The organism is Hallella multisaccharivorax DSM 17128 (assembly GCF_000218235.1).
Lineage (GTDB): Bacteria > Bacteroidota > Bacteroidia > Bacteroidales > Bacteroidaceae > Prevotella > Prevotella multisaccharivorax.
On the sequence record NZ_GL945017.1, the window covers coordinates 2,713,509 to 2,735,898 of the forward strand.

General features: G+C 43.2%; 11 protein-coding genes and 4 pseudogenes. 2 read left to right on the forward strand and 13 right to left on the reverse strand.

Translation table 11 applies throughout. The features are described from left to right. Positions 1-52: 52 nt before the first annotated feature. A pseudogene (locus PREMU_RS14670) lies at positions 53-256 on the forward strand (hypothetical protein); the annotation flags it as partial. A 79-nt stretch (positions 257-335) separates the two neighbouring features. Here PREMU_RS14670 and PREMU_RS15755 read toward each other — a convergent pair. The 8 genes and pseudogenes from PREMU_RS15755 to PREMU_RS11625 all read right to left on the reverse strand — a co-directional run. Then, positions 336-425, reverse strand: a pseudogene (locus PREMU_RS15755) (HlyD family secretion protein); the annotation flags it as partial. Positions 426-427: 2 nt separating this feature from the next. Next, positions 428-640, reverse strand: a pseudogene (locus PREMU_RS11595) (peptidase domain-containing ABC transporter); the annotation flags it as partial. Between the two features lie 65 nt (positions 641-705). Further along, positions 706-3,015 (reverse strand): outer membrane beta-barrel family protein, encoded by a 2,310-nt coding sequence (locus PREMU_RS11600; RefSeq protein ID WP_007575547.1) that lies wholly within the window; start codon positions 3,013-3,015, stop codon positions 706-708. Beyond that, complete coding sequence (locus tag PREMU_RS11605; RefSeq protein WP_007575549.1) at positions 3,012-4,319, reverse strand: radical SAM/SPASM domain-containing protein; 1,308 nt, start codon at positions 4,317-4,319, stop codon at positions 3,012-3,014. The genes PREMU_RS11600 and PREMU_RS11605 overlap by 4 nt, the downstream gene beginning before the upstream one ends. Positions 4,320-4,392: 73 nt before the next feature. Continuing rightward, positions 4,393-4,572, reverse strand: coding sequence for a hypothetical protein (locus tag PREMU_RS11610; protein ID WP_007575551.1), 180 nt, complete (start codon positions 4,570-4,572; stop codon positions 4,393-4,395). 1,002 nt (positions 4,573-5,574) lie between these two features. After that, a pseudogene (locus PREMU_RS11615) lies at positions 5,575-7,313 on the reverse strand (peptidase domain-containing ABC transporter). 33 nt (positions 7,314-7,346) lie between these two features. Next, entirely contained in the window at positions 7,347-9,620 is a 2,274-nt protein-coding gene (locus PREMU_RS11620; protein ID WP_007575557.1) for a TonB-dependent receptor, read from the reverse strand. Between the two features lie 8 nt (positions 9,621-9,628). Continuing rightward, positions 9,629-10,522 (reverse strand): SPASM domain-containing protein, encoded by an 894-nt coding sequence (locus tag PREMU_RS11625; protein ID WP_007575559.1) that lies wholly within the window; start codon positions 10,520-10,522, stop codon positions 9,629-9,631. A gap of 177 nt (positions 10,523-10,699) precedes the next feature. Here PREMU_RS11625 and PREMU_RS15760 point away from each other — a divergent pair, with 177 nt between their 5' ends. Continuing rightward, positions 10,700-11,443 carry a response regulator transcription factor gene (locus PREMU_RS15760; protein WP_007575561.1) on the forward strand — a complete coding sequence of 248 codons (744 nt, stop codon included), beginning with the start codon at positions 10,700-10,702 and terminating at the stop codon, positions 11,441-11,443. A gap of 221 nt (positions 11,444-11,664) precedes the next feature. On the opposite strand, the gene bglX is transcribed toward PREMU_RS15760, so the two are convergent. The 5 genes from bglX to PREMU_RS11660 form a co-directional block, all read right to left on the reverse strand. Further along, positions 11,665-13,938, reverse strand: a complete 2,274-nt coding sequence (gene bglX, locus PREMU_RS11640) for a beta-glucosidase BglX (protein ID WP_007575563.1) — start codon at positions 13,936-13,938, stop codon at positions 11,665-11,667. Positions 13,939-13,956: 18 nt separating this feature from the next. Next, a complete protein-coding gene (locus PREMU_RS11645) occupies positions 13,957-16,464 on the reverse strand; it encodes a glycoside hydrolase family 2 TIM barrel-domain containing protein (protein WP_007575565.1) in 2,508 nt (835 codons plus the stop codon). A gap of 10 nt (positions 16,465-16,474) precedes the next feature. Beyond that, entirely contained in the window at positions 16,475-18,463 is a 1,989-nt protein-coding gene (locus PREMU_RS11650; protein WP_007575567.1) for a glycoside hydrolase family 16 protein, read from the reverse strand. Positions 18,464-18,642: 179 nt separating this feature from the next. Next, positions 18,643-20,664 carry a cadherin repeat domain-containing protein gene (locus tag PREMU_RS11655; RefSeq protein ID WP_007575569.1) on the reverse strand — a complete coding sequence of 674 codons (2,022 nt, stop codon included), beginning with the start codon at positions 20,662-20,664 and terminating at the stop codon, positions 18,643-18,645. A gap of 15 nt (positions 20,665-20,679) precedes the next feature. Then, positions 20,680-22,368 carry a RagB/SusD family nutrient uptake outer membrane protein gene (locus tag PREMU_RS11660; RefSeq protein WP_007575571.1) on the reverse strand — a complete coding sequence of 563 codons (1,689 nt, stop codon included), beginning with the start codon at positions 22,366-22,368 and terminating at the stop codon, positions 20,680-20,682. Between the last annotated feature and the right edge of the window lie 22 nt (positions 22,369-22,390).

Genomic DNA, 22,390 nt, shown 5'->3' on the forward strand with positions numbered 1-22,390 from the left:
TTAACGGCAAGCATGTTTTACATAAAGGTGCTTGCCGTTTTCTTTGTATCTGATTGAAGATTATCATGTCCTATTCGTTGTCCTTTTCCCCCTTTCCAGAAGGTTTCTTTCTTCTGCAAATCATCGCAGCTATTTTGATTGGGGCAGCAACATGCAGGTTGTCCGAAAAGGATATGGAGAGATAGCCATGACGGAGAGTGAACTCGTGAGGTTCTCCGGTGTAGTGTGGAGGAAACTTAATCATAGGAGCAATACCAAGAACTGATGAATTGTATTGATTTCCTTTCTTCTTTCACCGCTTTATTACGGTTAAAAAGGAAGTTATATGATATTTGTTAAATCCTTTGAAGTACGCTTTCATTGTTTACAAGTATGGAAGCAGTGCCTGTCATTCCGCTGATCATTTTATACTTGCAATCGTCTGCTGTTAGTTGCCCAATTCCAATTGATTCTTTACGAGGTTATAATAAGCACCCCGCTTTGCCGTGAGTGCTTCGTGGTTGCCTGTTTCTACCACTTTGCTTTTATCCAATACCACTATCTGATCAGCATTCTTCACCGTGCTTAATCGGTATGCCACGATAATCACAGTTTTTCCTTTGTAGAACTCATCAAGATGCTCCACAATCATGCGCTCGTTTGCAGGCATGCAACTCCACAATTCATGGAGTCTGTCTATACGGTTTAAATCCTATCTTGTATTTTTTATAATCGGTTCTTTTCTGCGTTTCCAGCACCAGTGCCCTTATACTTGCTTCGGGATATATTGAACTTATAGCGAAGGGTCAGTACAATTTCGCGGCTGTCTGACCAACTCGTCTGCTCGCTCTGCATCTGCCCTGCATACATTAGCATTCCATTCTTTTCTGTGTGAAAAAGGTCGTTGCCCTGCATGCGGATGGAGAGACGGTCGTTGAGCATTGACTTGGTCAGGCTGACATTGACGGCACCATTGCTACGAGAGGAATAGACGTTCTCTTGGTTGCCTTTTGTGGTGAGATAGGCATCGACAGATGTCACCCATCCGTGACCGAAATCAAAGGCATTGTCGAGACTGAACAGGAAAATCGGGGCATTCAGACGGTAATTGCTGACAGCGGTATGGACCGTGAGCCACTGCTTCTGCATTCCTATGTTCAGCTCGGGCGACCAGATGCCAATCTTCGGAGCAATAGCCACCTGTGCGATGACACTTTTCAGTGTAGGAATGTTGATCTGTGTGATACGTGTCACAGCAGAGTTGTCCGCCTGCTGCTCAGCCCAATATATGATGGCATCCCGTCGATCGTTATAGCCAATGGTCAGTTGCAGGGACTTCCAAACTCCCATCAGCGACAGGTCATGGATATACTCATGGCTAAGTCGCGGATTGCCTGACTGCAACAAGAAACGATTGCCATAGACGACATTATTGCTCAACTGCTGGTATGTCGGGCGGTTGGTTTTGACGGTGTAGCCGAGTTGCATCTGCATCTGGCCGATCTGTGTACCCACGGAGAGGCTTGGAAACAGATTGCCGAACGAGCGGCTTTGCAGGTTGAGGTGCTTCCCATTCTCGTAGTAGTCGAAGTCCACCCATTCGTAGCGGAGTCCTGCGGTGAACTGGAAACGGGAGATCTGTCGGGTGTACTCTGCAAATGGGGCTATGTGTGATTCCTTCAGTTTGGCAAACGAGGTTGGAACGTATTGTTCTGGGTTGATATAGTCGTCATGACGAGTGGTGTGGGTATACTCTGCGCCGAAGGTCAGCCCACCACCCAGCAATGGACAGTCCATCGTCAGTTTTGAGGCAAACATCTCGTTGCGCTTCTTGTTCCTTGCATGGACGATACGGCTCTGTATGTTGCTTCTTTCATTGTAGACAACGGTGTTGCTGCTTTGGTTCTTCAGATAGTCTGTATTGAAGTCAATACCGATCTTTCCTATTTTGCCATTGTAGTATACATTCAAGAGGTGGTCGGGGCGATATGTTTCGACATCATTGGCGATATTCTCCACTCTGTCATACAATTCATCGTTAGCAGTGATCTCGCTCGATAAGATGGGACGGGCTTTAGCGTCTGGGCGTACTTTGAGGGTGTATTTGAATCCAATAGAATTATCATCGTCTAACGCATAGTTAGTGCCAAATGAACTTGTCAGTGCCTGGCGTTTGTAGTTGCTATTCTGGTAGAACTTCTGTTGCCATAGCGTGTCTGCCTCAACTAATGTTGTGGTGTTACTCATGTAGTGAACGTTGTTCAAGCCATAGTAGAGCATACCGAACACGTCAAGGCGGTTGTGGTGGTAGTTCCAGTTCAACTGCTCCACAAGATCGGTATTCTCCGACTGGTAGTAGCTATAACGCATATCGAAGCCGAAGCCCTCACCATTGACACTCTTTGTTCGAATCTTCACTACAGCTTTGACACTCGCGTCATACTTGGCACTGGGGTTAGTGATAAGCTCTATGCTCTTGATATTCTCCGATTTTAGTTGGTCGAGTTCCGAAGCATCGCGCATCAGTTTTCCATTGATGTAGATGAGAGGTGTACCCTTTCCGAATACCTCAAAGCCTTCCTGCTTTTTGATAATGCCAGGTACATGGGCCAGAACGTCCTCTCCCGTACCCAGCTTGCTCAACACGGTGTTCTCCACGTTGGTCAGAATGCCCTCTGGTGTCATACGATAAGAAGGAATGCGACCTTTTACTACGATTTCGCTCAGCATCTGGTTGTCGTTCTGCATCTGTATGTCTCCTAAGTTGCCTTGTCGTGCCTGAATGTACAGACTTACATAACCCACACTCGATACTCTCAGCAAGTCATCTTGATGTTTGGTCGGAATGATGAATGTTCCATCATCTTTCGACACGACACCCTGAATAAAAGTGGAATCGGTATGATTAAGGAGAACGATATTGACATACGGCATGGGCTGCGAATGCTCGTCAATCACTCGTCCGTAGGTAATGTTCTGTCCATTCACAGAAAGCGATACACCCCATATAATAAATGACAAAATCAATAATTTCATAATGTTTCGAAATATGTTTCCAAGTATTTAACTAACCCTTTGTCATTCAACTGACACACATCGTATGGCGTTCCCTTTTCTATATAACCTACACGGTATAGGTTACATCCGCCATCGCACACAGGCAAGTAACTGCAATGCAAACACTTTTCGTCTGCAAACTTATCCGTAGATATTAGAAATTGAGAGGTAATCTCGAAATTGCTGATGCCCTTTCTCAAACTACCTATTTTTCTGTCACTCTTCCCTACGTCAGCCCAGCACTTGTATAATGCTCCCTGTGGGTCTACTACATATGCACTTTGGTCTGTACAAGTATATGAGCTTTTATTTAAGCATGGATACAGAGATTTCTTGGGCTTAATGCCCGAATTTGCGAGGAGGACTTCGAAATCATTTTTTTCATCAGTTGTCAATTCTAATGAAGAACGCTTCTCTGCGCACGTATCCAAGCCATTGTCTAAAATGTATGTGTGGTATATATAGCAGTTTTTCCCTTTCCATCTCTCGGATAGTTCATTGTAAAGCTGTATATATTCATCTCGATTGTTCTTCCCAATATTTGTTCTTATTCCGATGCAACAATTTGGCATGATTTCTGTTGCCATGTCAATGTTTTCAATAATTTTTTCAAACGAAGACTTACCATTTTTCAAAACACGCGTTTTATTATGGGTTTCTTTTGCCCCATCTATTGTGATTTGAAGATAATCTAAGTTAACATCTGATAGGAATTTGCAAATATTTTCAGTTAGTAAATATCCATTTGAGACCATTGACGAACGCACCAATGGTAGTTTTACATTCTTACTGATTCTCTCATACATCTGTCGTATAGTGTCAAATGCAACCAGCGGTTCTCCGCCATGCCAATTTAGACTAAACCTTTTGTAACCATCTTGCCTGTTTATGAAGTCTATTAGTTGTTCCTGTACTTCTTCAGACATAATATGATTGGGCAAATTATGTTCGTAGCAATAAGGACATGCAAAGTTGCAGGCCAGAGTAGGGCAGACTATAAGACCTAAGGTGTCGTGCAAATAGGATTGCGCCATCTTTCTGTACTTTAACATGTCTATATATTTCTGATCATCAGTGTTATTTACAAGTATTTTCTTTTTGACAAGATTTTGATAATCAGACTTACACAATTTACTTTCTGCAAGTTCCGGTGAATCTTGCAGACAAGTAAATAAATCGTAGGTTTGCTTATTCAGTTTTGTAAATGACATCATTCTTGAATTGAACAAGCAATAACCCAATTTTTCCGAATAGAATAATACATTAAAATTTGACCATTTCATACTGCTATTTTTTTTATTGTAGTGGGAAGACAGGTTCTCCCCACTACAATCAATTGGAATTAAATTAAAAGTACTAAGGCTTAAGCTCCTCTTTAGAGGTACCCTTTACAGGCCCCTCCTTTCTTTCGCCTGTGATACATCCTTTCAGGCAAACACTAGATTCGCTTGATTTGCCACCGTTGATACCATCCAGTTCATCAGTAAGAACATCTGAAGCAGGAATGATTTCGTTGAACTCAATTTTTTCTTTCATTTTTTTGTTCTTTTGTGCCTTCTTTCAACTTCCGGCATTGCTCCTTTAACCAGTTAGGTCTGTTTTATAATCTTGTCGACTTGATTATTTCTGTTGCAAATATATTTAACTATCCAAATTATTTCACTACACAAAAGTGTAATTGTAGGGTTACAAGCTTAGATATTACACAAAAGTGTAATCATCCCACCTTGCAAAGCTCACCATATTTGGAAAAGAAGCCCTTGATACCTCTTTTGCTGGAGAACACACAGGAACAGTGGAACGGTCTCTGAAATGATAGATAGCTCTTAAAGTGTTGAAGTTTCATTATCATCTACCACGAAATACCTTCAGATATATGTTGAAATGATGTAGAACTGTTCATTAAGCATGTTGTGGCCCCGGTTGAGGTTGAGGTTTCACAATAATAATATCACCTCCGCATCCTGCAACATTGTTAGAACATCCTGTCTGAGAGGCTGCCATTTCGGAAGCTCCACCCATGACTTCAAGCGACTCCATTAAGGATAATTCCTCAACTGAAAAAAGTTCTTAGTTTTTCATTGAATGTAACTAATCGCCTTCTTGTTGCTTCAGGCATTGCATTCTTTTATTGGCAAATTTAGAGAAATATATAGTTAAATCCAAATAATTTCGAGATTTTCTTTGCAGTTTTCCTTATAAAATCATACTTTTGTATGATAATAGATAGTCAAGAATTGGGGCAGCAACATGCAGGTTGTCCGAAAAGGACATGGAGAGATAGCTATGACGGAGAGTGAACTCGTGAGGTCCTTCGGTGTAGTGTGGAGAAAACTCAATCATAGGAGCAATACCAAGAATTGATGAATTGTATTTGATTTCCTTTCTTCTTTCACCGCTTTATTACGGTTAGAAAGGAAGTTATAATGATATTTGTTATTCTCTGGACAATCCTTTGAAGTACGCTTTCATTGCTTACAAGTATGGAAGTAGTGCCTGTCATTCCGCTGATCATTTTATACTTACAATCGTCTGCTGTTAGTTGCCCAATTCCAATTGATTCTTCACGAGGTTATAATAAGCATCCCGCTTTGCCGTGAGTGCTTCGTGGTTGCCTGTTTCTACCACCTTGCCTTTATCCAATACCACTATCTGATCGGCATTCTTCACCGTGCTTAATCGGTGTGCCACGATGATCACAGTTTTTCCTTTGTAGAACTCATCAAGATGCTCCACAATCATGCGTTCATTGTTGGCGTCAAGCGAGTTGGTGGCTTCGTCAAGAAAAATATAGTCGGGGTTCTTATAGACGGCTCTCGCTATCAATATACGTTGTTTCTGCCCTTGGCTCAATCCCACACCATCGCGACTAATCTTTGTGTTGTATTTTAAGGGCAGCCCCATCACATAATCGTGAATACAGGCTATCTCGGCAGCTTTCTGTAACCGCTGTTTGTCTATCTCGCTATCATCGACGGCAATGTTACGTGCTATCGACTCCGAAAAGATTACACCGTCCTGCATGACAACACCACACTGGCTGCGCCACCACTTCTTGTTGAGTGTGTTTACATCGGTTCCTCCAATGGTGATTTGTCCGCCCAATACGGGATAATAGCCTAACATCAGTTTGATGAGCGTTGTCTTTCCGCTGCCCGATGCGCCTACGATGGCTGTTACCTTGCCTTTGGGGATAGTGAGGCTTACATCATCAATGATAGTTTTCAGTGCGTGTGGATCGTATTTGAAGTTTATGTTTTCAAGGTCTATACCCCTATCTTCTTCTCTCAATGAAGTTTCCGGTCCTTGTTTTCCGTTCTCATCGTCCATTCGGTGTATCTCATTGATACGCTCAAGGCTTATCTTCACGTCCTGCACTGAATAGAAAAAACTCATCAACTGCTCTACAGGTGAATTGAACTGCCCGATGATGTACTGGCACGGCAAGCATCATGCCCAGTGTGAGCTGTCCGTGAATGACGGCTGTGGTCGCTCATGCGCTGCATCAGGTCGCCCATCAACTTGGTATCGAAGAACGACATCGGCAGCTTTAAGAGCTTGATGAAGAAATCACTTACCAATGAGATGTTAATGCGCAGCGAGATGTGGAGCAGTAGCCAGCGGCGGATGAAGTCGATGGCAGTTCGGCTAATGGTGAGCATCAGCTGTCCCAAGAGTATCAGCCAAATAAAACCGATGTTCTGGTTCTTGATGCCCACATCGACGATGGCCTGGGTGAGAAAGGGCAGAATAAGCTGCAACAGGCTACCCACGAGTAAGCCTAAAACAATCTGCCCGAAGTACTTATGGTATTGCTTGATGTAGCCAAAGAGGAACTTGAACGAACGTTCCTCTTTGATATTATCTTCTATCTGATTTTTGTAAAATGCGGGGGTGGGTTCCAAGAACATCGCAATCCCCTTCTCTTCACTGTTAGACTGTGTACTAATCCAATGCTTCTTGAATTCCTCAAGGTTGTACTTCACGAGTCCTTTTGCAGGGTCTGCAATGTAAAATCTATTCTTTTTGACTTTGTATAGTACAACAAAATGATTTTGGTTCCAATGGAGTAAGCAAGGATAATTTATGTCTTTTGTTTGGTATAAACTTGCTTTTCCACATAGTACATCAAAACCTAAGACCTCTGCCAATTGTTTTAAAGCCTGCATTGAAACACCCTCATTGGTTATAGTACAGATATTTGATAGAGTCTCGAACGAACACTTTCTACCATAATACTTACAAACCATAGCCATGCAGGCAACCCCACATTGCATGGCGTCATGTTGCCTATAAAAATAAAAGGATATTTATTTTGCGGTGTTGTATTTAGTAAGACCGGAATCGTTGTCTGTATTATTAATTTTCTTGTCCATGTGCTGCCGTGAATTGCCTTTCCTCAAAGAATAGACAAAAGTCAGTGCCACAAGATTCTTGAAATTACCCCATCGGGTTTTCTCCACGAAATGAAATGAAGGAGTGTCCGCATAAATCTTGGAAGGATCGGAACTGTAAATGACCGTGGCACCCACGGTGATTGCACCTAATTTATAAGTAAGAGATGCATTCGCGTTATACCCAAGCCTCTCAAAGATATCACCGTCGACCGTGGTCATCGGTAGATTGTGGTTGGTAATGAATTGCCACTTGCCTGCCACCACCTGACAAGAGATTCCGACATTGTTCAGATTGTGGTTGATACGCTGATTGGGCGTATTGTATTTGGAAAACATATAGTTATAGTAAGGCTGCAAGGTAAGCCAGGAGAAGGGCCTACAACTTAGAACAAGCGATGCGCCATACTCGTTGACATGGCGGATGCCCACAATCCGGTTCACGAAGTCCGAACCGTCAGCGGAAACAACTGTCATATTCTTGCTGGGATAGTAGGCGTGGCTGACGGAAGGTTTGACAAACCAAATATTGTTGGCCGACGCATACTGGAAGCTAAGTTCGGTGCTGTAGAAATGGTAGGGCTTCAGACTGCTGTTGCCTTGTAGATAGAATCGTTCATCCACGACGGTACGACTATCTGTGAGCTGACCGACGTTAGGAACCGCAGATGCTATGGACGAGGTCAGGCGTAGCGAACTGTGTTTGTGCAGCTGGTAATTAAGAGAAACAGAAGGCCGCATAAAGAAGTAGTTGACTATTGCCTTCGTCACAGTTCTATATCGGTTGTTCTCCACACCGATTCCCAGGTTGTAGGACAATGCCCCCCATTGATTGGTGTAGTCAGCGTATAGGTATTCCCTTTGCGTATTCACTGTCGACAAATTGGATGTCCCGTCTGTCTGATGCAGGTTTTTGTATTGATAGTAGGCTCCTATCTGTATATTTCCCTGCCACAGTTTGTCAGTATAAAGTGCTTCTGCTATTAGCGAGTAAGACTTGTTGTCGACGATGTTGGTAAACGTTCCCGTTCCCGAGGTGTTTGTTAGATTATTATTCGAATTTGATTTGAAATAAGTGTTCACCACATTGACCGACAGACTGTTGCCTTTGCGGAAGGTGTGTCCGAAGTAGATGTTGGCCGATATGGATGAAAAGTCACTTTGAAGCCTTCTGTGGCTGGTATCTTTCAATGTACTCGTCCGCAAGAGCTGTTGGCTGTATTGTTGGGTAGCCGGAGACTTACGATATTCTAAAGTGATATTGAAAAGGTTGCTGTTTTGGAAACGCTGATAGAATAATTGTCCTATGTGGTAGGCACCTATGTATTTCCCTGACAAGCCTCTGTAATCGTTCGTCATATCCGGATAGATATAACGGTTTTCCATGGTATTCCGATTAAGATTTCTGTAGTCCAGAAAATATGCTGCAGACACCTTGTTAAGCGAATCGCTATAACTGGCGGAAATCAAGTTGATACCATATCCTGTGGTGATACCGTTTTTGGTGTCGAGATATAGTGAATAGAGCCTTTTGTTGGCGCGTTTAGTCGCTACATCTAATACAGCACCTATATTCTCATGCGCAAACCTTGCGGGTGGATTGGAATAGTAGTGCATGTTCTTTATCTCGTCCGCTTTGAGCAACATCAGTTCACGTGCCGACCTTCTGATGCCATCAATCAGCACCAATACAAATTTACCATCTACTGTCAGCAGTTCATCGTTGTTTGTTGAAAGTCTGAATTGCGGCAGGCTCCTGATGGCCTCCAAAGCGTTGTTTCCTATCTGTCTGGCACGCCTGTCTAACAGGATGATGTCTGCGTTGCCGAAGCTTCTTAGCCCTTGGGCCGACACAGTGACCTCTGAAAGGTTCAGTATGCTTTCAGTCAGTTTGACCACTCCGACATTGCCACTCTTGCATGTTAGCTGTTGTGGCTGATATCCTAAGCAAGAGAATTTCAATAAAAATTGTCTGTCTTCGTCTACTTTCAAGCTGAAGGTTCCTTTTGAATCCGTCAGCGTGTGAGCAATGGCTACCGTGTCAGATAAGTTGGCTAATACGCAGTTAACGCCAGCTAATGGACGACCAGACTGATCGGACACCGTACCATATATCCTATTTTGTGCGTTGCTACTTATCAACGAGACTACAAAAGCAAGCCATAACGTTGTTAGAGTTCTTGCCACCATAATAAAAATTATTTATAAATTGATTCTATATAATTTACTATTGAATCTTCCAGATTGATATCCATTCCATCGAATTTACACACATTTACATATTCATTATCCCTTGGACACACCCCCATACAAATTGGAAGTTGTTTGCATTGTAAGCACCGTCTATTCTCAAAGGATTTCACTTCATACTTTCTGATAAAATCCATATTCCAAGAAATAGAGCCATCTTTTTGAATAATGCCATGAGTTTTGTTCTCATACAAATCATTGCATGCCGTACATTTTATAACATCACCATTAAAATTAATGGCATTATAATACTTACGATTAGCATAACATGGAACGAAGTTTGTAATAACGTCCAGACGTATTGTGTTATAACCAGATTGTTCAAATAAATTAAGAAGTTCTCCGATGTCTTTATATCTATCTTTCCTTACCTTTTCTTGCCATACTTTTTTGGGGGTAATCGTTATTCTTCCCCGATTAGCCATTGTTATGTGATGGTTGATTTGATCTACTATTTCATAATTTAGATTCTCGTCAGTATAGTTAATTCTCAATAGAATATTAACAGTTTTTGTATTGCTGAGCAATTGGTTGATGTTGTTTAGAACATGATCGAATGCAGAGTCACAACCTTTCTGATATTTTACTTTATCATGGTTCTGTTTGGGTCCATCTAATGTAATATGAAACCGCGTCATGCCAAGTCTTTGAATTAATGGAATGTTTTTGGGAAAAATGAAGTAACCATTTGACGTTGCTGTTGTTGAATATTTTACACCTTTTTTCTCACATTCCTTTTGTGCGAATTCACATATTGGCTTTATAATTTGTTTTAAGTACATTAACGGTTCACCACCAAACCATTCTATTTGAAGTGATTCTATGTTCTGTACATCAATCATTTAATGTAACATTTAATCGTCTTCTTACTACTTCAGGCATTGCATTCTTTTATCGGCAAATTTAGAGAAATATATAGTTGAATCCAAATAATTTCGAGGTTTTTTTGCAGATTTCCTTATAAAATCATACTTTTGTATGATAATAGAAAGACGTAAGCACGTAAAAAACTCCATAGAATGACGTTTTCCGATATTTTAAAAGGGTTAAAAGAGGCAGACGACAACACACAGGGTATCCGAAGTCAAGCCATGGGTGGTTATTCTCCTTATATAAAAAGTGCCCAAGCTATTGATAGGCTTGGATATGGGAGAATAGTTCTGATTGATTTCTGTCAATGTACCTTTCTATATACATCACCATCTATTTTTTCAACTCTACCACAAAAAGGAATTAGAGATAACAGAGGAAGAATTGATAATATACTTGAAGAAAGACAGTTAAGCTATTTGAGCAATATTCTTAAATCGTATTTCGCGTTACAAGAAAACTATGTCCGTATAGAGTCCTCAGTCTTGCATTTTGACTTTTTAATAAATACCTCTTTATGTAAGCAAATGATACATGCCTCGTTGACTCCTTGTTTAATTGACAGTAACAAACATATTACACTGGGAATTTGTATGTTAGCGTATTCAACAAGAAAACAAATAGGGAACGCCTTGGTTAAGTTACCTGGGATTGACTATCATTTTGAATTGAGAAACGATAGATGGGTGCAAATCAATAATTCATATTTAACTGATATGGAAAAAGTTATTATTGGGCAAAGTGCAAATGGTAAAAGCATAGCAAACATCGCAGAGTATCTCTCTGTTTCGATAGCTACAATCAAGACTCACAGGACAAACGTATTCAAAAAACTTGGAGTTAACAATATTACTGAGGTCATACAATATGTAGAGGATTATAATCTAATTTGAGTACTATCTTCAAAATATCGTATCAGGAAAAAGTTGATATCGAAAAGTGGTTTTGTTGGATTTTCCACTGAAGATATACAGATCGGAATGTATAGTAATTACAAGTAACTAATTATCAATATTGTTTTATATCCTTTGTCGCTGAATAGTTACTTGCAATATACCTGCTACCTCTTATAATTCCCCTCCAACATCTTTTCCAAGCCCGAAGCCTTATAGTCCTATTCGTTGTTCTTTTTCCCTTTCCAGAAGGTTTCTTTCCTCTGCAAATCTTCACTATTGGTTCCCACCATAATCTCAAAGGTTCCTGGCTCGACAATGTATTGCATGCTGTTGTTCCAAAAGCCTAAATCACGAGCATTGAGCGTGAAATCAATGCGCTTTGTCTGTCCCTTCGGAATGAAAACCTTTTGAAATCCCTTCAATTCCTTTACGGGACGGACCATCGAAGCCACCTTGTCGGCTACATAAAGCTGTACGATTTCCTCGCCATCGTAACCGCCGGTGTTGGTTACATCGACTGAAACCTGCAGTGTACCATCGGCATTAAACTGCTTTGGACATTGCATTTCACCATACGAGAACGTGGTATAGCTCAAGCCATAGCCAAAGGGATAGAGATTCCTGTTGGGCACATCAATATGACGGACTGTAGAACTGTGAGACATATCGCCCGGGCGTCCCGAGCGCTTATAATTGTAATTATTGGGTATCTGTCCCTCGGTGAGTGGGAAAGAAGTCGTCAACTTAGCCGAGGGAACAGCGTCGCCAAAGAGGATATCGGCTACAGCATTGCCACATTGTGTACCTGGGAACCAAGCTTCAAGTAATGCATCGGCCTGCCTGTCTACCTTTTGCAGGCATAAGGGACGGCCATTCATAAGCACAACAACAAGCGGCCTGCCTGCCTTTTGCAGGGTGTCGAGCAATGCTTCCTGCTGTCCTGGCAAGCGAAGGACGGCGCGACTGCGTGACTCTCCGCTCATCAAGGCCTTCTCTCCGACAACAGCTATCACCACATCACTCTGCTTTGCAGCTTCGAAAGCAGCCGGGAACTCACGCGTTGAAGGCTCAAGGAAGTCACAACCCTGAACGTAGGTAACAGCAACATCGCTGCCAAGCTTCTTTTTAATGCCGTCCAGCACTGTCACAACATCACTTTCCTCACCGCGTGCTTTCCATGACCCCATCACCTCTGAGCGGTTATCTGCCAATGGGCCAATAAGTGCAATGCGTTTCGTATGCTTAGAAAGAGGAAGCGTAGCATGATCATTTTTCAGTAAAACCATTGACGAAGCGGCTGCCTTTCGGGCCAACTTGGTAACCGCTTCAGAACGAATTTCACGGCGTTCGCGCTTGACATCGAGGAAGCGGTAAGGGTCATCGAAGAGTCCCAAAGCGTATTTTGCACGCAAGATGCGCTCTACCGAAGTGTCGATGGCCTGCATATCAAGTTTCCCTTCACATACGGCCTTTTCCAAACAGCGATTATATAATCCGTCTGTCATATCCATATCTACCCCTGCATCAAATGCCATCAGAGCTGCATCAGTATCAGTTTCTGCCACACCATGGGCCTTCAGCTCCTGCACAGCGTTCCAATCACTTACCACAAAGCCATGGAATTTCCACTGATTGCGCAGGATATCGGTCATCAACCAGCGATTACCCGTTGCAGGAACACCATTGAGACTGTTGAAAGCCGACATGAAGGTGTGGACTCCTGCATCAACACAAGCCTTGAAAGGAGGCAGATAAACCTCGGCTAAAGTAGACAAAGAAAGGTCTACCGGAGCATAATCCCGTCCAGCTTGTGGGGCACCATAGGCCACGAAATGCTTGGCACAGGCATATACAGAGTTAGGTTTTCCGAGATTCCATTGGAATCCCCGCACACGTGTTTCAGCTATCTTGCATGCCAAATAGGTGTCTTCGCCCGCGCCTTCAACAATTCGTCCCCATCGTGGGTCACGCGCTATGTCGACCATTGGGGCAAAAGTCCAGTGAATGCCCGATGCGGAAGCCTCAATGGCTGCAGCCTTGGCAGTCTCAAACATGAGGCCTAAATCCCATGAACACGACTCTGCCAAAGGCGTTGGAAAGATCGTTTTATAGCCATGGATAACGTCGAAAGCAAACAGGACGGGTATCTTCAGACGTGAGGATTGCATATTTTTCTCCTGCAGTTTCCGCAGACTCTCAACACCACCCACATTGAGAATTGATCCCACCATGCCACGAACGAAGAGCGAATCGGAAAGCGCTCCGCTTTGAGGTCCGGTCAAAAGAGAACCTCCCACGTATTGAGAGAGCTGTCCTATCTTCTCGGTAAGCGTCATCTTTTTAATGAGATCACGCACGAATCGGGTTTCTTTATCTGCTGCACAAAGTTCTTTCTGCACCCGCTTTTGGGGCAGACGAGTACTTACATGATGTGCATTCCCAACAAAAAGCCCTCCCACCGCGCAGGCAACGGCTACAATTGTTCGTTTCATATTTCAGAGAATATTATTTTATTCAGATATAATTTCAATGGTCTGTGGCGCTAAATCCACACTCTTGGCAGTAAGCTGAATGGTTGACGGCGTTCTTCCTGCCTGCAAAACAACCAGACATTTACCGAAGAAGGCACGTCGTTCATTGGTTTGGAAACGCTCCAGAGAGAACGGACTTCCATTGTCGACACCTGCAATCTTGGCGTTTCCAGTCAATGAAAACAGAATATTATTTTCTGCCCATGGGCATAGATTGCCATCTTTATCGACCACTTCCACTGTGACAAACGACAGGCTTCGCCCATTGGCTTTTATCACCTTGCGGTTCGGAGTCAGCCGAATGTGATGCGGTGCACCAGCTGTTCGCCGTGTTTTCTCAGCCACAACCTTTCCGTTCTTCCTTGCCACCACACGCACTTCTCCGGGTTCAAACGTCACACGCCATGCTACATGATATTCATGTTCATTGCTTTTCCGGCGCACGCCTTGTGACTTTCCATTCACAAAAAGTTCCACTTCATCGGCTTGATTATAATAACACCACAAGTCAACAGTTTGCCCCTCGATCCAGTTCCAATGGGGGAAGACATGCAGCACAGGCTTCTTTGTCCACTCACTCTGATACATGTAGTAGGTATCTTTAGGGAAACCAGCTAAATCAATCAGCCCAAAATAGCTGCTTCGGGCTGGGAAATTAAAAGGTGTTGGTTCGCCGATATAGTCGAAGCCAGTCCATATAAATTGTCCTGAACAATAGGGAGTATGTTTCACAATGTCCCAAGTTTGCTCGTGAGTAGAGCCCCAATAGGCACAACAATTATCATATGATGAGCACATAAACGAGGGTTCAGTGAATGGGCGCTTATGAGTTGGCCAACGGTATAATGAATCACTCGGCATTCTATAATAGCCACGCGTCTGCAAAGCAGATACCGTTTCGGTCATGATGAAAGACTTTCCTGGAAAATCCTGAGGCACATCCTTCACTTTTTTCTGGTGATAGTTAAAGCTAATGACGTCTAAAGCCCCACTCTTAAACAAATTATTATCGGGTGAAACCTCATTACATCCTGCCGTGATGAGCCTCGTTGGGTCATAACGACGCACTATAGCAGCCAAGACTTGGGTGAGTTTTGCATTCAGATTAAGGGAATCACCTTGTGTAAGAGTAGCTTTATCCCGACTGTTATTAAGCAGAATATTCACATTTTCCAATGCAACGGTGGCATTCTTTGTTTTATTCCATTGTTCAAGTACCTCGTTTCCAATGCTCCAAAGGATAATAGAAGGGTGGTTACGATCGCGTAACACCATGTCTCTTAGGTCGCGTTCAGCCCATGTTTTGAAATATATTGAATAGTCATATGCCGTTTTTCCTTGCATCCAACTATCGAAAGCTTCGTCCATAACGAGTAATCCCATGCTGTCACAAAGGTTCAACAATTCGGGTGCAGGAGGATTATGGGAACATCTTATGGCGTTAACACCCATTTCTTTCATCATCACAAGCTGACGATAAAGGGCATCTTCATTGATTGCTGCGCCTAAACATCCAAGGTCACCATGCAGACAAACCCCATTAATCTTAATATTCTCACCATTCAGAAAGAACCCTTTCGCAACATCAAAAGCCACAGTGCGAATACCAGTTGTAATGGTGTCACAATCCAATACACGGCCATTCTCTATGATTTCAGTTGTAATCGTGTAGAGATAAGGCGAAGAAAGCGACCACAACTGTGGTTTCTGAACCCGCATGTGCTGACTGATTGTTGTTCCAGGAGCCTCAACCTTACAGGTCTTAGAGGTTTGAGCAACAACCTGATGAGCCTTATTCCACAGTTTCTGCCGTACAGTTACCCGACGACTGCGGCCACCTGGGTTCTCAATCTGCGTGTTGAGCGTGAGATTACCAATGCCTTTCTTTACCTTAGAAATAGCATGTACTCCCCATTCTGCTACGCGAATGTCCGTAGATTTTGACAGATAGACATGACGATAGATACCACATCCCGTATACCAACGGCTGTTGGGCTGCTGCGAATTGTCTACCTTCACGGCAATAACATTATCTCCCTGTTTGTCAAGATAAGGTGTAAGGTCGTAGCTGAAACTAATAAACCCATAAGGACGAGTGCCTACAAGCGTGCCATTTACAAAGACCGACGTGTTCATATACGCTCCATCGAAATGAAGAACATAACGAGACGTAGCATCATTCTCATGCAAAATCAAATGCTTACGATACCACCCTTTACCACCTGGCAGTGCTCCACCATTGGCGCCCGAAGGATTTTGAGCATAAAAGTCGCCTTCAATAGCCCAGTCATGAGGTAAATCCAATAAGCGCCAGGCACTGTCGTCAAATGCCGATTGCTGTGGCTTATCATCTTGACGCAATGAAAATCTCCAGCCTTCATCCCACAAATGACGTTCGGAAGCTTTGCATCCTAAACCGCAAAACCATAATAGGGATATCACGACAAAACAGGAATATCGGAAAAGAAGATAGGAAGATGTTTTCATTTTTAAATTGTTATTTCACTACTATTTTCCGGCCGCCTACAACATAGACGCCACGCGGAAGGGCACTTTCCTGCCAGCGATCAGCCACCTTGAGACCATTGATGGCATAAACGGAGCTGTCCTTTTGAGACGTGGTTTTTACCATTTTCACAGCTGTGTCACCTTTTCTCTCACCAACAACACGCACGCTTCGCAAATAATATCCCTTACCCGTTACTGCCAGCCCATAGTCCTTTAGCTCCTGGGCTGCTTGTGCATTGAGCGTAAGAGTATAGGTTTTTTCATCACTGCCTGCTGTTAAATTCAGGATGTGCCCGTATTTCTTGTCAGCAGAAAGGGCTGGCCTGTTGCGTTCGCCCTGCTCTGGTTGTCTGAATTGTCGTAAGAAAACCTGTGCTTTGGCATCAACATCCCTTACCATGATTTCTAATTGCTGGCCTTCTGTTACATCTTTAAATTGTTCAGCAGGGATAAGCGTTTCGCCCCATTGAATTTGCTTGAAGCCAACCCATTTGGCACTTTCTTTAGACGCACGGCATACGGAGAACAGGCGAATATTCTCGCCTTTCAGCACACAACCCTGGGCTTTTAGTTTATTGCAAAGGTCATCTGTATTCACAACGAAAGTCACTTGTGCGTCGAGTCGCGTAAGTTCTGGTTTTAATGTTGTGATAGATTTTCCGTTCTTGTCATAGATATCAAGTACAGATTTCCCTGCAACACGATATTCAGAAGCACTAAGTGTGTCAATATCTATCACGAGTTGATCACCAACTTTCAGGCCGGCAAAACGCTCTGCAGGGATTTCCAATTCCACATCTTTAGTTTTCCAATCCCAGCTCACCGGCTTAGAGCCGAGCCACAAAGGTCTATTCGTGCGTTTATAAACACGCATCCAATCAACATTCATTTCATAATTGTGAGGCACATTATTGAGATTTCCCCCATACTTAGGGTCAAGATTTGGATACAAAATTCCACCTCCCTTGCCATCAGGCTTGCCTCCAATGCCTCCATTGATTGCTACATCCCAGACATGCTCAATATCGCCATCTACAAGATATTTATCTTTCAGAACCTCATTATACTTATAAATAGAAGTTCCGTTAATCATATAATCTTTTGTTGAGAACACCGATCTTACTCTTCCGTCTAACAGGAAACTTACGGCCAAATGGACTGAGGAATCGCCTGGCAAAGGATCGATTTGCACACCATAGACATGGAAATCAGCTGCCGGATCAAACGAAATCTCTCTTACACGCTCAGAGAATGGATTATGGTTATAACTGTTTTTGAGTTTGATAGCCTTGGTATCTTTTTCCTGATACCACTCTAACCCATGCACTGACTGGTGTAAAGTCCGCTTATTCTTGAACTTATAAGTATGTCCCTCCCAATTATTCACGATATCAGCATTATCATCGTTCACGAAGAATTCAAGCAGGTCAATCTCAAAGGTACTGGCACCCAAGCGGTGACGAAGCCATAATCCCATCCACGTTCCAAAATCATAAGGCACCTTTGCTTTTATTTCTATACGCGAATAAAGTGGATAATACTTCTCGACATCCCTGCTGGACAAGAATCCGGACCACCAACCTATGGTGGTAAAATTATGATTTGGCTTCAGCGGATAACGAGGAATTACGCTGTAATCTTCATTAACATCCGGATTTTTGGGCTTTTTAATTCCTGTCTTTATCGCATCACGTGTGGCACGAATTGTCATAATTCCATCCTTTACCGACACCATTTGGTCGCGATAAGTCTGTGCCATACCTTGATCTTCATTATTGCCATAGGCATCATAGGCATAGTTTCTATCAGCATCTCCATAGAGTCCCCAAATCTTTTTATCAATAGATGTGCCATTGAACTCATCGCCCGGCAGACTGCTCCAGCCAGGTAAAGAGGGAATATTAGATACTACTGCCTGCGCATTTACATTGATTATCCCTATACTTAGGATACAAATAGTTATAAAGATCGTTTTCATTCGTCTTTCTTTTTGAGTTTTTCTGATAAGTCTCTCACCTTGGTTTATAAAGCGACTCCACCCCAACAACGGAATGCTCTGAAAAGCCTTGTAGAGTCATGGGATAGAACTCGCTTTATAATTTAATAGAAATTACTGCATAATCTGATAAAGATTGCAAAACCATTCAACATCACCCTTTAAGGCTCTGAGATTGTAGCCTTCTTTGAAACAAAGTCTATGGTTATCTTTGTTCCTGCTTTCCACACATAATCCTTATTAGGTTCTCCCTCACCATTTTTGCGATATAGGAAATCTTTGGATACAGGATCAACATAGACTTCACGCTTCCACGAGCTAAACTTCTGTGCTTTCTTAAATGCAGGTATATCGGGATAGATACGCATTCTGCCTCCTTTGGCAAGCGTTGCGCTCATAGTTCGTTCGTCAGCATTGGCTGTAAACAGAACAGACGAGCCACCACAATCTCCCGAGAGTTTCAATGGTTGTATAGCTATTTCACGCGAATCCAAGGCCACAAAAATGACATAGATGCCATCACTGGGCACAACAACGCGATTATTGACTACGCTATAGTCGGTTACAGTCTTTAGCTTTGCAAAGTTTCCTTTTCCAAAAGCCTTCTCTGTTGAGAACTCCAAAGTCGTTCCTCCACGCAGATACGTGATATAGAACCAACGCGAAGCACCCGCGTAACCATTCTCAAATGATGCTACTTCGGGAGCATTCCAATCCCAGTTCCCAAAGTCATCGCCAGTCATATAAAGCTGGTTGACACCTTCGGGAATAAGATTTTCAGGAGTAGTCCCGCCAAAATCTGCTGTATTGTCAGCCATATCAAGGGTGACAGTAGTGCCCTTTGCGACAGGTAATGGAGGAATTTCGTTTGTCGCCACCCCTGGATAAACTACCTCCTTGCCATTACGAACCGTAAACTGCATTGTCGTCCAATCGCGTGCATTCTGCGCTGAGGTTGCGAAAAGATTGAGGTTGCCTGTTTCGGTTGTTTCTACTGACAAGTGAGTGCCGTTGAGTGCCAAAGGTTCCTCTTTATCAGCCAACGCAGCTCCCGCAGCATAAACCTTGGGCGTTTCAAAAGAAATCAACTTTCGGTCTAAGTTCACATAGACCACATAGAGGCCTGAGGTTTTCACTGTGGCTCTTCCACTTCCATCCAATGTAACACCCTGCATTGTTTGCAATGAAGAGAATGCGTTTGCCCCATCTTTTGATGTTGACCACTCCACAGTTTGACCGGCCTGCAAATAGCATAAACGCCAGAATTCGCCATTACCAACAGCACCCACAGGAGCCATTTTCACGACTTTATCCGTATTCCAGGCTCCAAAGTTAGAACCACCCATATAGAGTTCATTAGCAAGTCCGGTCACTTCAACGCCCTTTCCGCCCATACGTGCAGTAAACTTCCCTGTGAGAACACTGTATTGCACCTGCACACTATATTGTCCCTTCAAAGGGAATTTAAGCTTCACATCAGACTGATTAGTAAGCGGCTGATAGGTATCGTTGAGCTGATTGGTGCGTTCAGCTGCAGCAGTACCCGTGAATACGGCCGACAATGTGTCGTTTACCGTGTCGTCATCACGCAGATAAAGTGTCTTGCCGTCGTTCATATTGAATACATATTTACCAGGCAACAGCTGTTGGGTTGAGTCTGCATTGCTCCAGGTTACAACATGTGTAAGCTTGTCATAAGTCACGTTGCTGAGCGCAACGTCATTGCTTCCGTCTGCCGTAAGCGCATTGTCACCCTGCATCGTAAATTGAATCGGAATGACAGTCAACTCTTTTCGCTGTTTGTTGACAACGATTTGATAAAGCCCTTCGGCTGGAACAGAGAAACCTTCACCGCCTTTTATCAAGCTATAAGCCTTAGCACTGACGTTGGAAAGCGCTATATCACCTCCCTTACCATAGGCTACTGGCTGTCCGTCAGCGCCCACAAAAGATATCTGAAAGTGCCCGTCTTTCTTCAGCCAGGCCCGAATGCTCAACATATTGGCATGAGAACCAGCCGTCAGCCGCCCTGTTTCAATAGGCAGAGAAAACTCAGAGGAACCTCCTGAAAGGTAGACTCCCTCGGGAACATTCACCACCTCATCGTAGGCTATGTTGTTTTCCGTACAAGCTGTTGCGCCTAAAACGCACAGCATTGTTACGATATGCTTTAATTTTATCATGATAATCTGATTTTATTACCAACCTTTATTTTGTTTCCATTGCTTCAACTTGAGTACTTCAGACTGTGGTATTGGATACCAGTACATCTTGGGTTGAAATACTCTTTGCTCTACTTCTGCAGGTGTATAAGAGAAACCACCCTCTGTCTTTCTTGTAATCTGCACGCCCATGAGTGGGCTTCCGAGAGTGGACGAAGCGATTTTCCAACGACGTACATCCCAGAAACGATGCTCCTCGAATGCTAACTCTACGCGCCGCTCATGCTGAATAGCTTTACGCATCTGCTCTTGCGAAAGTCCTGTTGCTATGTCGGGGAGCGATGCCCGATGCCGAACTTTATTGAGATAAACTTCTATATCAGGATTCGTTGGATCATATTCATTAAGTGCTTCAGCGTAATTCAAATAGATTTCTGCCAAACGAAACAGCGAAACAACATGTCCGCTGCTGCTTCCTCCAGTTTGAATGTTCACATCCTCATTGAGGAACTTTCGTAGATAATAGCCTGTTTTTGTGGCATTTGGGTTAGGGATAGCATCACCACCTCCAGGATAAGCCGCAACCTTTTTGCCTTTGAAAGACGCTACATTCATCAGAACTGTCGCAGCTAAGCGCGCATCCCGATTCACATAAGGCTGTGCTGCCTTGGCCGGGTCATTCCAATCGAAGGGTGTTCCGTCAAGCATCTCATAGTCATCAACTAAGTTCTGCGAAGGATTGGTGCCTCCCTTTCCACCAAAACTTACAGGGAAATTACTCTTTTCAAAACTGGAACTGGCGCCGTATCTACGTACGAAAATATACTCTTTGTTTTGGAAATCATTCTTGAACAAATCACCATAAGAGGCAGCCAATTCATATTGATTGAGATCGATTACAGCCTTAGCTGCATCGGCGGCAGCTTTCCACAGCGAAGCATCAGAAGGCTTGTTGGCTTCATCAATGTCACCAAAATCAACGTAAAGCGGACTGGCAGCATAGAGCAACACGCGACTTTTCAACGCCAAAGCCGCACCTTTCGTTGCACGCCCAAAGGCATCGTTAACATTACGCCAAGGTGTAAGTTCAAGTGTATCAGCAGCCATATCGCACTCTTTAGCTATGAAATCCACAACCTCTTTCATTGTTGGTCGCGGCGTGTTCTCATAGTTTTCATTAATGCTAAGCGTGGAAGTAATGATAGGAATCGGTCCGTATCGCTTCAACAATTCAAAGTGGAAATAGGCTCGAAGGAAGCGAGCTTCAGCACGCCACATGCGGATATCTTTCAGGTTATTGGCATATTCCACCTGCTTGTCTGGATCCAATCGTGTAATATCAAGATTGATATGGTCGGTATTCTCCAGCAAAGTACAACATTTAGAGATACCCGAGAAGAAGCGATTCCAATTGTCATCAGGATTGTTCAAAGCATTCCACGAGCCATTATTAAACTGCTGAATATTCGACGACTCAATAGCAAATTCTGCATCATCTGTTGCTGCTGCCAACGTTGCTCCACTTGAAAAGCGATCTAAACCGTCAGGGAGCAGGGAGTAAGCGTAGGTGAGATATTGTCGCGTCCGATTATAAGAATCAAACGTTGCAGTCTTATCAATAAACGAATCTTCCTCACGATCCAGAAAGTTATTACACGAACTGAGGGTGAGCACCATGCCTATTGCCACTAAAGTGAGGCTATTTGAAAAAAACTTTGTGTTCATGAAATAAAGTTTCTAAATGGGA

Coding starts and splice junctions, on each gene's coding strand:
- PREMU_RS11655 (WP_007575569.1), bottom strand. CDS start 20,664: ATGATAAAATTAAAGCATATCGTAACAATGCTGTGCGTTTTAGGCGCA.
- PREMU_RS11645 (WP_007575565.1), bottom strand. CDS start 16,464: ATGAAAACATCTTCCTATCTTCTTTTCCGATATTCCTGTTTTGTCGTG.
- PREMU_RS11605 (WP_007575549.1), bottom strand. CDS start 4,319: ATGAAATGGTCAAATTTTAATGTATTATTCTATTCGGAAAAATTGGGT.
- PREMU_RS11600 (WP_007575547.1), bottom strand. CDS start 3,015: ATGAAATTATTGATTTTGTCATTTATTATATGGGGTGTATCGCTTTCT.
- PREMU_RS11625 (WP_007575559.1), bottom strand. CDS start 10,522: ATGATTGATGTACAGAACATAGAATCACTTCAAATAGAATGGTTTGGT.
- bglX (WP_007575563.1), bottom strand. CDS start 13,938: ATGAAACGAACAATTGTAGCCGTTGCCTGCGCGGTGGGAGGGCTTTTT.
- PREMU_RS11650 (WP_007575567.1), bottom strand. CDS start 18,463: ATGAAAACGATCTTTATAACTATTTGTATCCTAAGTATAGGGATAATC.
- PREMU_RS11660 (WP_007575571.1), bottom strand. CDS start 22,368: ATGAACACAAAGTTTTTTTCAAATAGCCTCACTTTAGTGGCAATAGGC.
- PREMU_RS15760 (WP_007575561.1), top strand. CDS start 10,700: ATGACGTTTTCCGATATTTTAAAAGGGTTAAAAGAGGCAGACGACAAC.
- PREMU_RS11620 (WP_007575557.1), bottom strand. CDS start 9,620: ATGGTGGCAAGAACTCTAACAACGTTATGGCTTGCTTTTGTAGTCTCG.
- PREMU_RS11610 (WP_007575551.1), bottom strand. CDS start 4,572: ATGAAAGAAAAAATTGAGTTCAACGAAATCATTCCTGCTTCAGATGTT.